General features: G+C 66.5%; 15 protein-coding genes. 6 read left to right on the top strand and 9 right to left on the bottom strand.

What is annotated here, in order from left to right; genetic code table 11:
* Positions 1–21 precede the first annotated feature (21 nt).
* From H5407_RS02795 to H5407_RS02785, 3 genes are all read left to right on the top strand, one after another.
* Positions 22–498, top strand: a complete 477-nt coding sequence (locus H5407_RS02795) for a tyrosine-protein phosphatase (RefSeq protein ID WP_183102883.1) — start codon at positions 22–24, stop codon at positions 496–498.
* A gap of 95 nt (positions 499–593) precedes the next feature.
* Entirely contained in the window at positions 594–1,181 is a 588-nt protein-coding gene (locus H5407_RS02790; RefSeq protein ID WP_310737603.1) for a pseudouridine synthase, read from the top strand.
* 48 nt (positions 1,182–1,229) lie between these two features.
* Positions 1,230–2,012, top strand: a complete 783-nt coding sequence (locus H5407_RS02785) for an SDR family NAD(P)-dependent oxidoreductase (protein ID WP_183102882.1) — start codon at positions 1,230–1,232, stop codon at positions 2,010–2,012.
* Between the two features lie 52 nt (positions 2,013–2,064).
* On the opposite strand, the gene H5407_RS02780 is transcribed toward H5407_RS02785, so the two are convergent.
* From H5407_RS02780 to H5407_RS02740, 9 genes are all read right to left on the bottom strand, one after another.
* Positions 2,065–3,054, bottom strand: a complete 990-nt coding sequence (locus H5407_RS02780) for a CobD/CbiB family protein (RefSeq protein WP_183102881.1) — start codon at positions 3,052–3,054, stop codon at positions 2,065–2,067.
* Between the two features lie 29 nt (positions 3,055–3,083).
* A complete protein-coding gene (locus tag H5407_RS02775; RefSeq protein WP_183102880.1) occupies positions 3,084–3,779 on the bottom strand; it encodes a CoA pyrophosphatase in 696 nt (231 codons plus the stop codon).
* A gap of 289 nt (positions 3,780–4,068) precedes the next feature.
* Complete coding sequence (gene gltA / locus H5407_RS02770) at positions 4,069–5,379, bottom strand: citrate synthase (protein WP_183102879.1); 1,311 nt, start codon at positions 5,377–5,379, stop codon at positions 4,069–4,071.
* Positions 5,380–5,429: 50 nt separating this feature from the next.
* On the bottom strand, positions 5,430–5,699 hold the full coding sequence (locus H5407_RS02765) for a succinate dehydrogenase assembly factor 2 (RefSeq protein WP_255501042.1): 270 nt from the start codon (positions 5,697–5,699) through the stop codon (positions 5,430–5,432).
* 50 nt (positions 5,700–5,749) lie between these two features.
* Positions 5,750–6,457 carry a succinate dehydrogenase iron-sulfur subunit gene (locus H5407_RS02760; RefSeq protein ID WP_183102877.1) on the bottom strand — a complete coding sequence of 236 codons (708 nt, stop codon included), beginning with the start codon at positions 6,455–6,457 and terminating at the stop codon, positions 5,750–5,752.
* A gap of 10 nt (positions 6,458–6,467) precedes the next feature.
* Positions 6,468–8,243, bottom strand: a complete 1,776-nt coding sequence (gene sdhA, locus H5407_RS02755; RefSeq protein ID WP_183102876.1) for a succinate dehydrogenase flavoprotein subunit — start codon at positions 8,241–8,243, stop codon at positions 6,468–6,470.
* Between the two features lie 3 nt (positions 8,244–8,246).
* On the bottom strand, positions 8,247–8,609 hold the full coding sequence (sdhD, locus tag H5407_RS02750) for a succinate dehydrogenase, hydrophobic membrane anchor protein (protein ID WP_183102875.1): 363 nt from the start codon (positions 8,607–8,609) through the stop codon (positions 8,247–8,249).
* Positions 8,610–8,637: 28 nt separating this feature from the next.
* Positions 8,638–9,084, bottom strand: coding sequence for a succinate dehydrogenase, cytochrome b556 subunit (gene sdhC, locus H5407_RS02745; protein WP_183102874.1), 447 nt, complete (start codon positions 9,082–9,084; stop codon positions 8,638–8,640).
* A 103-nt stretch (positions 9,085–9,187) separates the two neighbouring features.
* Entirely contained in the window at positions 9,188–9,991 is an 804-nt protein-coding gene (locus tag H5407_RS02740) for a GntR family transcriptional regulator (RefSeq protein WP_183102873.1), read from the bottom strand.
* Between the two features lie 306 nt (positions 9,992–10,297).
* Between H5407_RS02740 and H5407_RS02735 the strand changes: the two genes are divergently transcribed.
* The 3 genes from H5407_RS02735 to H5407_RS02725 all read left to right on the top strand — a co-directional run bounded on the left by H5407_RS02735 (position 10,298) and on the right by H5407_RS02725 (position 13,116).
* Positions 10,298–11,284, top strand: a complete 987-nt coding sequence (locus tag H5407_RS02735; RefSeq protein ID WP_183102872.1) for a malate dehydrogenase — start codon at positions 10,298–10,300, stop codon at positions 11,282–11,284.
* Between the two features lie 108 nt (positions 11,285–11,392).
* On the top strand, positions 11,393–12,388 hold the full coding sequence (locus H5407_RS02730) for a CoA ester lyase (protein WP_183102871.1): 996 nt from the start codon (positions 11,393–11,395) through the stop codon (positions 12,386–12,388).
* Positions 12,389–12,573: 185 nt separating this feature from the next.
* Positions 12,574–13,116: a hypothetical protein gene (locus tag H5407_RS02725; protein ID WP_183102870.1), complete on the top strand. Its 543-nt coding sequence runs from the start codon at positions 12,574–12,576 to the stop codon at positions 13,114–13,116.
* The last annotated feature ends 11 nt before the right edge of the window (positions 13,117–13,127 follow it).

The raw sequence follows: 13,127 nt of genomic DNA, 5'->3' as shown, positions 1-13,127 counted from the left end.
CACCGAAGGCACAATCCCCCCATGGCATTCCGTGCACTCGAACTCCCTGCTGACATCAGCGGCCGGCTCTGGCTGCAGTCCATGCCCGGCCGGCTGGAGCCCTGGGGAGCCTTTCTCGATGAGGCGAGACTGCGCCAGCTGAGTCTGGTCAGCTGCCTCAATCCGATGGACGAAGTGGCGCAGCTCTCCCCGCTGTACCACAAGGCCGTCAGCGAGGGCCGCCTGCCCTTCCGCTGGCAGCACTTGCCCATGCGCGACTTCGGCCTGGGCAGCAACCCCGAGGTCTTCCGCCAGGGCGTGGAGACGCTGATCCACAGCCTGCGCGTGGGCGACCGCGTGCTGCTGCACTGCGCCGCCGGCATCGGCCGCACAGGCACCGTGGCAGCCTGTGTGCTCAAAGGCCTGGGCATGGAGGTGGACGAGGCACTGCAGCGCGTGCGCAAGGCCGGCTCCAACCCCCAGTCCGCCGTGCAGAGCGGCTGGGTGGAGCAGTTCTGAGCGCCGCGCCTGCCCCCCCGCACGCACTGCCGCCCCCACCGGCACCTGAGACCCTGCGGCTGGGCTGGATCCACGTCAGCCCGGGCTGCGTGGTGGTGGACAAGCCCAGCGGCCTGCTCTCCGTGCCCGGCCGGGGCGAAGACAAGAAGGACTGCGCGGCCAGCCGCGTGCAGGCACGATTCCCGGAGGCCCTCGTCGTGCACCGCCTGGACATGGCCACCTCGGGCCTGCTGGTCTTCGCCCGCAGCCAGGAGATGCAGCGTTTGCTGGGCGATGCCTTTGCCGCTCGCCGGGTCGAGAAGCGCTATGTGGCGGTGCTGGGCGGCCTCGTCGAGGCCGACGAGCAGGCCATCGACCTGCCCCTGCTCACCGACTGGCCGAACCGCCCGCGGCAGATGGTCTGCCATCAGCGCGGCAAACCCTCGCAGACCCTGCTGCGGGTTCTGGAGCGCGACAGCGCTCGGCAGCAGACGCGCGTCGCGCTGCTCCCGCTGACCGGGCGATCGCACCAGCTGCGTGTGCACTGCCTGGCCATCGGCCACCCCATCCTCGGCGACGCGCTCTATGCGCCGCCAGCCCTGCAGCAAGCCGCCCCGCGCCTGCTGCTGCACGCCTGGCAGTTGGGCCTGCCCGACATGGGCGAGGCGCCGGCGCTGCTGCTGCAGAGCCCTCCCCCGTTCTGAGCGCCCAGCCCGCTGCCATCCGATGCAATCCAGCGCGAGAATGCAGGCATGAACAGCCCCAAGCGCCACCTCTACATCCTCAGTGGCAGCTCGCGCGGCCTGGGCCTGGCCCTGGCTCGCGAACTGCTCGCAAGCCCCGAACACCAGGTCCTGGGCATTGCCCGGCGGGACAACGAATCGCTCTACGGCCTGGCCGCCTCCACCGGCAGTGTGCTGCAGCAATGGCGCCAGGACCTCGCCCAGCCCCTGCCCGTGGCCCAGGCCCTGAAGCAGTGGCTGCAGGCCCAGCCCCTGGAGCGCTTCGACACCCTCACCCTGATCAACAATGCCGGCGTTGTGACCCACCCGGGCGCCGTGCAGGACACGCCCCTGGCCGAGCTGTCCAGCGCCCTGCGCGTGAGTGCGGAGGCGGCGCTGCTGCTCAGCGCGGCCTTCCTGGACGCCTGCCGCCTAGCGCCGGGCGAACTGCGCGTGCTGAACATCTCCTCCGGCCTCGGGCGTCGTGCCATGGCCGGTACGGCGGCCTACTGCGCAGCCAAGGCGGCGCTGGACCACCTCTCCCGCGCAATGGCCCTCGATGAGGCGCATCGGGCCAGTCTGGGCCTGAAGGCGGCCCGCATCGTATCCCTGGCGCCGGGCGTCATCGACACCGACATGCAGCAGCAGCTGCGAAGCGCTGCCCCCACCGTACTCCCGGACCAGCCTCGGTTCAGCGCCCTGAAGGCCGATCAGCAGCTCAGCAGCCCGGCCCAGACGGCCACGGCCGTGCTGCGCTACCTGGCGCGGCCGGATTTCGGGGAGCAGGTGATCGCAGACGTTCGCGAGGTCTGAGGCGCTCCGGACGATTCAGCGACGAGGCACCCGCGGGCGCTCAGCCGGCTGATCAGCCCAGCAGATTGGCCAGCGTCAGCAGGGCCAGCAGGAACATCCACAGCACCACGGAGCGCCAGACCAGGCCCACCACGCTCTGCAGATGACCCAGGGCTGGCGGCATGCCGGGGGTGGAGCCTTCGGCGCGGGTGGCGTCCATGTCACCGCCGGCCTCGAAGGTCTTGCTGCGGTCCGGGGTGACGCCCGGTGCGGCCGAGCCGCCCAGTTGCACGCCCAAGGCACCGGCGGCCGAGGCCAGGATGATGCCCTCGTTCGGGTGCATCCACAGGCCGGCGTCACGCCGCCAGCCGTTCACCGCTTCCTCGAAGTTGCCGACGATGGCAAAGCCGGTGGCGGTCAGGCGGGCGGGCACGTAGTCCACCCAGCCGAAGAACTGGCGGGAGATCTCCATCAGGCGCTCGTTGGTGGGGGCGTCGATGGTGCGGCTCTTGAAGGCCCAGTAGCGGCTGGCAAATTCAGCCATGCGGTACAGGATGGCACCCGCAGGTCCCAGGCCCACGGTGGACAGCACGATGAACCAGAAGAACACACCGAAGACGTGGCGATGCGCGGCCAGCAGCGAATGTTCGACCACATGGCGCAGCAGCTCCGTGCGGGGAAGTTCACTGGCATCCAGGTGCCGCCATTCAGCCAGCAGCCGGCGTGCCTCCAGCTCGTCGGCACGCTCCAGGGCGTCGCGGATGTCAGTGAAGTAGTGGCTGAACTGGCGGAAGCCCAGGGTCAGGTACAGCACCAGCACGTCCAGGGCCAGCGCACCCAGCACCGTGAAATGCCGCACCAGGCCGTAGAGCGCCGCAGCCAGCAGCGCGGGGCCCAGCACCGTGATGCCCCAGACGACCAGGGCGTGGCGTTCCTTGCCGGCGTCGAAGTTGCGGCCCGTCCAGCGCACCCAGCTGATCACGCCCTCATGCACGGCATTGCCATGCGGCAGCGGCTTGAGCTGCTCACAGATCAGGGCCAGCAGGACGGCGAAGAAGTTCATGGGCCCGCATGATAGCGGCCCTGCGCCCCTCAGGCCGAGAGGAACCGGTAGAAGTTGCGCAGCATGGCAGCCGTCGCGCCCCAGATGAAGTACTCGCGCGACACCCCGGCAAGATCTGACCCCGTCCAGGGCATGGACAGGAACTGCCGCTCCCCCTCCTGCCAGCGGAAGACGTGGCGCTGATGGCGGGCCGGATCCATCAAGAAGGCCAGCGGCACCTCGAAGGCCTCGGCCACCTCGAACTCGTCCAGCGCCAGGCTGAAGTCGGGCTGTACCAGGGCCACGACGGGGTGCACCATGAAGGCCGTCACCGTGCGGTAGATGGGCAGTTGGCCCAGCACCTCCACATGGCTCGGATGCAGGCCGATCTCCTCCTGGGCCTCGCGCAGGGCGGTGGCGACAGCGTCGGCGTCCTCCGGCTCGGTACGCCCGCCAGGGAAGCTGATCTGGCCGGCGTGGTCCCGCAGATGGGCTGTGCGCTGGGTCAGCAGCACCTGCAGGCCCTCGGGGCGCTGCACCAGGGGCACCAGCACCGCCGCCGAGGCCGGCTCACGCTGGCTCAGCATCCCGCCGTCGCCCGGCAGCTCCGGCGACCAGTCGGGCGGCGCACGGAAGCGGGCGCGCAAGGCCTGCGCCGTCAGGGTTTCGGCCGGCACCGCCGGCAGCCCCACATCCCGGGAGCTCACCGGCACGGCACGCGGATCAAGAATGGGCGATCGACTCATTCAGCCAGCATAGCGCGAACGCCCTGCCCCAGGCCTGCGCTGGGGGAGGCGGGCCCCGGCAGCCTCAGCGCCCGGCCACGCCTGCCCGTCACCCGGTGGCTCGGCTCGGCGGTGACGCCGCTCCGGCCGGGCGCCTTGCACCCAACCGGGGAGCGCAGGGGGCCGCCCGGGAGCGCTCCACGCCTCCCCCCGCCAAGACCAAGCACCACAAAGCAAAAGCCCCGCACATTACTGCAACGGGGCTTCCAGTCATTCACCCAGGCCGACTCCAGCCGGCCGGGACGAAGGATCAACGCTCGGCGATGGGCTTCACGTCGCGGGGCGTGGCGCCCACGAAGAGCTGGCGCGGACGGCCGATCTTGTATTCGGGGTCGGCGATCATCTCGTTCAGCTGGGCGATCCATCCCACGGTGCGGGCCAGTGCAAAGATGGCGGTGAACAGAGGCACGGGGATGCCGATGGCGCGCTGCACGATGCCCGAGTAGAAGTCCACGTTCGGGTAGAGCTTGCGGGCAACGAAGTATTCGTCTTCCAGCGCGATCTTCTCCAGCTCCATGGCCAGCTTGAACAGCGGGTCGTTGTGCAGGCCCAGCTCGCCTAGGACTTCGTGGCAGGTCTCGCGCATCAGCTTGGCGCGCGGGTCGTAGTTCTTGTAGACCCGGTGGCCGAAGCCCATCAGCTTGACGTTGCTGCTCTTGTCCTTGACCTGCTTGATGAACTCCCCGATCTTGGCCACGCCACCCATCTGCTGGATGTCGTTGAGCATGTTCAGGCAGGCCTCGTTGGCGCCACCGTGAGCCGGGCCCCACAGGCAGGCCACGCCGGCGGCGATGGCTGCGAAGGGATTGGTGCCCGAGGAGCCGCACAGGCGCACCGTCGAGGTCGAGGCGTTCTGCTCGTGGTCGGCATGCAGCGTAAAGATGCGGTCCATGGCGCGCACCAGCACGTCATTGGGCTTGTAGTCCTCGCAGGGCGTGGCGAACATCATGCGCATGAAGTTGCCGGCGTAGGAGAGGTCGTTCTTCGGGTAGATGTAGGGCTGGCCGATGGTGTACTTGTAGGCCATCGCGACCAGGGTCGGCATCTTGGCGATCAGGCGGATGGCCGCGATCTCGCGATGCTCGGGGTTATTGATGTCGGTGCTGTCGTGATAGAAGGCCGACATCGCGCCCACCAGGCCGGTCATCACGGCCATCGGGTGCGCGTCACGACGGAAGCCGCGCAGGAAGAACTGCATCTGCTCGTTGACCATCGTGTGGTGCATCACGCGGTTCTCGAACTCGGCCTTCTGGTCGGCGTTGGGCAGTTGGCCGTTCAGCAGCAGGTAGCAGGTTTCCAGGTAGTCGCAGTTGACAGCCAGTTGCTCGATGGGATAGCCGCGGTACAGCAGCTCACCCTTGTCGCCATCGATGTAGGTGATGGTCGAGTTGCAGGAGGCGGTCGACAGGAAGCCCGGGTCATAGGTGAACTTGCCCGTCTGGCCGTAGAGCTTGCGGATGTCGATCACATCGGGACCCACGGAGCCCTTGTAGATGGGCAGATCCATGCTGGGGCTGCCGTCGGAGAACGACAGGGTGGCTTTGACGTCAGACGGTGTCATGGGGCGTTCCTTATGACTTCTTGGAAAAACAGGTCAGCGGCGCTGACAGATCAGAGGGGAGTCCTGAGCATGCCCAGGACCTCCAGCAGTTCGGGCGTGACCGACTCGCCCTCGGGTTCCTTGCGCGCCAGCAGGAGGTCCATCAGATCGTTGTCCGACAGGTCCATCAGCTGGCGCAGGCCTTCGGCCTGACGTTCGGTCAGGCTGGACTCGTAGCGCTTGAAGAACCGCTCAATGAAGAGGTCATTCTCCAGCAGTCCGCGGCGGCAGCGCCACTTCAGTTTGGAGAGAGCTCTCTCGTCGATGAGGGCATCGGACAAGGTTGTCACGGATGAGGGCCTTTGCAAAGTGTCCAGGGCGGGTCCGAGCATCAGACGGCGCGACGCACCATCAGCTCCTTGATCTTGCCGATGGCCTTGGTGGGGTTCAGGCCCTTGGGGCAGACGTCCACGCAGTTCATGATGGTGTGGCAGCGGAACAGGCGGTACGGGTCCTCGAGGTTGTCGAGGCGCTCCGCGGTGGCCTGGTCACGGCTGTCCGCGATGAAGCGGTAGGCCTGCAGCAGACCGGCGGGGCCCACGAACTTGTCGGGGTTCCACCAGAAGCTGGGACAGCTCGTGGAGCAGCTGGCGCACAGGATGCACTCGTACAGGCCGTCCAGTTCCTCGCGTTCCACCGGCGACTGCAGGCGCTCCTTGTCGGGCAGCGGCGTGTCGTTCACCAGATAGGGCTTGATGGAGTGGTACTGCTTGAAGAACTGCGTCATGTCCACGATCAGGTCGCGGACCACGGGCAGGCCAGGCAAGGGCTTGAGCACCACCACCTGCGGCAGCGAGCGCATATTGGTCAGGCAGGCCAGGCCGTTCTTGCCATTGATGTTCATGGCATCGGAACCGCAGACGCCCTCTCGGCAGGAGCGGCGGAAGCTCAGCGTGGGGTCCACGGCCTTGAGCTTGATCAGCGCGTCCAGCAGCATGCGTTCGTTGCCCTCGAGCTCGATCTCGAGGGTCTGCATGTAGGGCTTGGCGTCCTTGTCCGGGTCGTAGCGGTAGATCTGGAAGGTACGTTTTTGGCTCATGTTCTTGTCCTCAGAAGGTACGCACCTTGGGCGGCACAGATTCCACGGTCAGCGGGGTCAGCTTGACCGGCTTGTAGTCCAGGCGATTGCCTTCGGAGTACCACAGGGTGTGCTTCATCCAGTTCGCGTCGTCGCGGTTGGGGAAGTCGTCGTGGGCGTGGGCACCACGGGATTCCGGACGGGCGGCGGCCGAGGTCATCGTGGCCTTGGCGGCCTCGATCAGGTTCTCGACTTCCAGCGCCTCCACACGGGCGGTGTTGAAGACCTTGGACTTGTCCTTCAGGCCGATGTGCTTCACGCGCTCGGCGACTTCCAGGATCTTCTTGACGCCCTCGTCCATCACGGCCTGGGTGCGGAACACGCCGGCGTGCTTCTGCATGGTCGAGCGGATGTCGTTGGCCACGTCCTGGGCGTATTCGCCATTGGAGGCCGACTCCAGGCGCGCCAGGCGGGCCAGGGTCTGGTCGGCGGCGTCCTTGGGCAGGGGCTTGTGCTCGCGGTTCTTGAGGTTGAACTCGACGATGTGCTTGCCGGCCGCGCGGCCGAACACCACCAGGTCCAACAGCGAGTTGGTGCCCAGGCGGTTGGCGCCGTGCACCGAGACGCAGGAGCACTCGCCCACCGCGTACAGGCCGTTGATGACCTCGTTGGGGTTGCCGTTCTTGGGCACGACCACCTGACCGTTGATGTTGGTGGGGATGCCACCCATCTGGTAGTGGATGGTCGGCACCACGGGGATGGGTTCCTTGGTGATGTCGACGTTGGCGAAGTTGTGGCCGATCTCGAACACCGAGGGCAGACGCTTCATGATCGTCTCGGCGCCCAGGTGGGTCATGTCCAGCAGCACGTAGTCCTTGTTGGGACCACAGCCACGGCCTTCCTTGATTTCCTGGTCCATGGAGCGGGACACGAAGTCACGCGGGGCCAGGTCCTTCAGGGTCGGGGCGTAGCGTTCCATGAAGCGCTCGCCGTTGGCGTTGCGCAGGATGGCGCCCTCGCCGCGGCAGCCTTCGGTCAGCAGCACGCCCGCACCAGCCACGCCGGTGGGGTGGAACTGCCAGAACTCCATGTCTTCCAGCGGGATGCCAGCACGTGCCGCCATGCCCAGGCCGTCACCGGTGTTGATGAAGGCGTTGGTGGAGGCCGCGTAGATGCGGCCGGCACCGCCGGTGGCCATCAGCACGGTCTTGGCCTGCAGGATGTGGACCTCGCCGGTCTCCATCTCCAGCGCGGTCACGCCGACCACGTCGCCCTCGGCGTCGCGGATGACATCCAGGGCCATCCACTCCACGAAGAACTGCGTCTTGGCCTTGACGTTCTGCTGGTACAGGGTGTGCAGCAGGGCGTGGCCAGTGCGGTCGGCCGCTGCGCAGGCGCGCTGCACGGGCTTCTCGCCGTAGTTGGCGGTGTGGCCGCCGAAGGGGCGCTGGTAGATGGTGCCGTCCGGGTTGCGGTCGAAGGGCATGCCGAAGTGCTCGAGTTCGTACACGACCTTCGGGGCCTCGCGGCACATGAACTCGATGGCGTCCTGGTCACCCAGCCAGTCCGAGCCCTTGACGGTGTCGAAGAAGTGGTAGTGCCAGTTGTCTTCCGACATATTGCCCAGCGAGGCACCGATGCCACCCTGGGCAGCCACGGTGTGCGAACGGGTCGGGAAGACCTTGGACAGCACGGCCACGTTCAGGCCGGCCAGGGAGAGTTGCAGCGAGGCGCGCATGCCGGAACCACCGGCACCCACGATCACCACATCGAACTTGCGCTTTGCGAGCGAGCTTCCAACTTGCATTTTTTACAGCCTCCAGAGGACTTGGATCGCCCAACCCGCGCAACCCACCAACCAGACCAGGGTGAACACATGCAGGGCCAGGCGGATGCCCACGGCCGGCACGTAGTCCATCCAGATGTCGCGAACACCCACCCAGGCGTGGTACGCCAGGGAGATGATGGTCGCGAAGGTCACGAACTTCATCCATTGCTGGGAGAAGATGCCCGACCACAGCTCGTAGCCCATGGGCTGCTTGGTGAACAGGATCTGGGCCAGCAGCACGATGGTGAACAGGGCCATCAGCACAGCCGTTGCGCGCTGGGCCATCCAGTCACGCAGGCCATAGTGCGCACCGCTGACGATGCGCTTGGTTCCGTAAGTACTCATTCTTTGCACCTCAATCCAGGTCAGGCCTTCAGTACAGGCCGAAGAGCTTGGCGCCGAGCACCAGCGTCAGCAGCACGGACAGCGACAGGGTCAGCACGGCGCTGGAACGGCCCTGCTCCTTGCTCACGCTGTGGGTGGCATCCATCCAGAGGTGGCGAACGCCGGCGATGAAGTGATGCAGATAGCCCCAGATCAGGGCCAGCGTCACCAGCTTGACCAGCACGCCGGGCACGGGCCCCAGGCCGGCCACGAAGGCGTTCTTGAACACGTCGAAGGAGATCTCGGTGCTCAGGCTGGTGTCCAGCATCCAGATGACGAAGGGCAGCAGCAGGAACATCAGCAGGCCGCTGATGCGATGCAGGATGGAGACGAAACCCGCCGCGGGCAGTCGGTACGTCCGCACATCGGTGAAGATGTTGATGTTGCGGTAGACCGGCCGTTGCTTTGTCGTCGTGGAGGAGGAGATGTCCGTCATACCCGACCTTTTGTAATCAATGTGAAACCTGAGGATTTTATTGCAACGCAACAGGGTCAGGCCTTGCCTTTCACTGCCACGGGCTTCTTTCTTTGAGAGGGCGTCAGTTCAGATCGTTGCGATAGAAGTGCGTGGAGGTGTTGTAGAGGCCCCGGCGCAGCTCCACCGGGCGATCGCCATAGGTAAAGGACAGGCGCTCCACGCTCAGCAGCGGCGCACCGACTTCCACCTGCAGAAGCGCGGCAACCTCTTCATCGGCCGCCACGGCACGGATCTTTTCCTGGGCACGGATCATCTGCACCCCAAACTCGGACTCAAACAAACCATAGAACGGACCGCGGTGCTGGTTCAGCAGCTCGGTCGTCAAACCCTTGAACAGACTGCCCGGCAGCCAGATGTCATCCAGCACCACCGGCCGGCCCTTGCTGTGCAGCAGGCGGCGCACCTCGACCATGGCATCGCCCGCACGCATCTGCAGCTGACGGGCGATCCAGGCCGGCGCACGCTGGCGCCGGCAGTCCAGCAGCTGGCGGCCCAGGCCGGGGTCCTGGCTTTCGTCAGGCATGAGGCGCAAGAAGCGGTACTGCTGCTTCTGCTCCGCATGCGTGGCGACGAAAGTACCCTTGCCCTGGCGGCGCACCAGCAGATTCTCTGCCGCAAGTTCGTCAATAGCCTTACGGACCGTCCCCTGGCTGACGCCGAAACTGGCCGCGAGCTCCATCTCGCTGGGAATGGCCTCGCCGGCCTTCCAGGCCCCCGCCTGCAGTCGCTGGATGATCAGACCCTTGATCTGGCGATACAGCGGCGAGAAGGCAGGCGATGACAGGCCCGGGGCCGCCGCGGGCGCAAGCTCGCCACGCTGAAGCTCAGGGCCAGGCGTGCTCGGGACTGCAGGAGGATTCGGCATGGCCGGGATTCGAGCACAGGCCGACCCGCGCCGTCGAGCGGATTCAGCAAATCCTCTCAAAAATGTCTTCTATAAGACATAAGACAGTCAGTTTTATGCAAAGGACGCCGCATAATCTCGCCTGCCCGGCCTCAAGTGGCAGCGTTGAAATGGGTCAATAGGGGAAACGCCCGGACTCTGACCTACACTTGCGGCCACCGCGCTGCCGCCTGCCCGCCCTTCGGTCTCGCTCTTCCCGGGGATGACCGCCGTGCACTGCAACCAGTGGCGCCACGAACAGCTTTTTCATCCTTTTCGGAGACCTCCATGAGCAAGAAACCCGTTCGCGTTGCCGTCACCGGCGCCGCAGGCCAGATCGGCTACGCCCTGCTGTTCCGCATCGCCTCCGGCGAAATGCTGGGCAAGGACCAGCCCGTGATCCTGCAGTTGCTGGAGATCCCCGACGAGAAGGCCCAGAACGCACTGAAGGGCGTGATCATGGAGCTGGAAGACTGCGCCTTCCCGCTGCTGGCCGGCATCGAGGCCCACAGCGATCCGATGACCGCCTTCAAGGACACCGACTTCGCCCTGCTGGTCGGCGCCCGCCCCCGCGGCCCCGGCATGGAGCGTTCGGACCTGCTGGCCGCCAACGCCCAGATCTTCACGGTGCAGGGCAAGGCCCTCAATGCCGTGGCCTCGCGCAACGTCAAGGTGCTGGTCGTGGGCAACCCCGCCAACACCAATGCCTACATCGCGATGAAGTCGGCCCCGGACCTGCCGGCCAAGAACTTCACCGCCATGCTGCGCCTGGACCACAACCGCGCCGCCTCTCAGATCGCCGCCAAGACCGGCAAGGCTGTGGCCGACATCGAGAAGCTGGCCGTCTGGGGCAACCACTCGCCCACGATGTACGCCGACTACCGTTTCGCCACCATCGGCGGCCAGTCGGTCAAGGCCATGATCAACGACGAGACCTGGAACCGCGAGACCTTCCTGCCCACCGTCGGCAAGCGAGGCGCCGCCATCATCGCCGCCCGCGGCCTGTCCTCGGCCGCCTCGGCTGCCAATGCCGCCATCGACCACATGCGCGACTGGGCCCTGGGCACCAACGGCAAGTGGGTCACCATGGGCATCCCGTCCAAGGGCGAGTACGGCATCCCCGCCGAAGTGATGTTCGGCTACCCCGTGACCTGCGAGAACGGCGAGTACAAGATCGTCGAGGGCCTGGAGATCGATGCCTTCTCGCAAGAGTGCATCAACAAGACCCTCAACGAGCTGCTGGAAGAGCAGAACGGCGTCAAGCACCTGCTGTAATCAGCGCAGCGCCTGACAGCATCACGGACTACGCTTCGTGATACGGTGAAGGGTCGGCCCCGTGCCGGCCCTTTTTCATTTCAGCCACTGATCCATCGAGCCCCGCCCATGAGCACCGCGCCGCACCCTCGCCTGGCCCTTTTTGAAGAGGGCGATGCCGCCACCCTGCTGCCCGTCGTCGACCACTACTGCGGCGTGGAGGCGCGCATGCGCAAAAGCCTGGCGCTGCAGGCCGAGATGGGACCCGTGTTCGACATCACCCTCGACTGCGAGGACGGCGCCCCAGTGGGTGGCGAGGTCGAGCATGTGCTGCTGGTCAACGAGGTGCTCAACGACCCGCTGAATCGCCATGGCCGCGTGGGCGCCCGCGTGCATCCGCTGGGCCATGCGGCCTTCGAGGCCGATGTCGAGGGCCTGCTGGCTGGCGGCGGCGAGCGTCTGGCCTACCTGATGGTGCCCAAGCCCCAGTCCTTCGAGGATGTGGACCGTGCCGTCGCCTTCATCGACGCCACCCGCGCGCGCCTGGGCCTGCTGCGCGAGCTGCCCGTGCATGTGCTGATCGAGACCCACGGCGCACTGCGCGACGTGCAGCGCATCGCGGCGCATCCGCGGATCGAGTCGCTGTCCTTCGGCCTGATGGATTTCGTGTCAGCCCACCGCGGCGCCATTCCCCGCGCCGGCCTGACCGTGGATGGCCAGTTCAGCCACCCCCTGGTCGTGCGCGCCAAGCTGGAGATCGCCGCCGCCGCGCATGCCCACGGCAAGACGCCCTCACACTGCGTGGTGACCGAGTTCAAGAACACCGACGCCCTGGAGCTGGCGGCCGGCCGAGCCGCGCGCGAGTTCGGCTACACCCGCATGTGGAGCATCCACCCCAACCAGATCCGGCCCATCATCGAGGCTTTCGCACCCCGCATGGCCGAGATCGATGAAGCCATCGAGATCATCCACGCCGCGCAGGCGGCCTGCTGGGCTCCCATCCAGCACCGCGACACTCTGCACGACCGCGCCAGCTACCGCTACTTCTGGCAGGTGCTGGAGCGCGCCCACCGCACCGGGCAGGCCCTGCCGGCGGAAGTCGAGGCCGCCTACTTCAGCGGCTGACCTGCCCAGGCCCAATCCGAGGCGCCGCAGTGCAGGCCTCACGTTTTCTTGCAGATGAAGGGATTTCTGGCATAGACAGCCGATCTCGCGGGGCGCATGCTTGCGCCGGTCGCTTCCCGGGCTTGGCCAAGCGGCCACAAATAGCACTTTTGCTTGCACAATCAAGCATCTGCACAGGATTTCTCATGCAACACCTCCGCACACTCTCCTTCGCCCTGGGCGCCTGCGCTCTGCTGCTGGCGGGCCAGGTCTTCGCTGCTGCCAAGGAAACGCCGGCGGCACCCAAGAACCGCCTCGCCGCCAAGCTGAAGCCCCAAACGGCCGTGGCCCCCCTGCCCCCGCCCGAGGAAGCCACGCTGTCCGAAGAGCAACTGGCCGTGGCCCCGCGCGTGCATGCCGGCGACGCCCAGTGCGAGTTCAACCAGCAAGTCCAGATCACCCCCCATCCGGACAAGCCCGGCCGCTTCCGCCTGCAGTTCGGCAAGATGGTCTACAACATGACGCCGGAGCCCACCACCACCGGCGCCGTGCGCCTGGAAGACAAGCACGCCGGCGTGGTCTGGCTGCAGATCCCGTCCAAGTCCATGCTGATGAACGCCAAGGCGGGCCAGCGCATGGTGGACAGCTGCCAGCACGCCGAGCAGCGCGCGTTCGTGGCCAATGGGGCAGCCACGCCGCAGCCGGGCACCGGCATCGGTATCACGCCGGGCACGACCGCCAGCAACTGATCCGTCTGCAC

The organism is Mitsuaria sp. WAJ17, assembly GCF_014174515.1.
Taxonomy (GTDB): Bacteria; Pseudomonadota; Gammaproteobacteria; order Burkholderiales; family Burkholderiaceae_C; genus Roseateles_B.
This window is presented reverse-complemented; position numbering and strand designations above follow the sequence as displayed.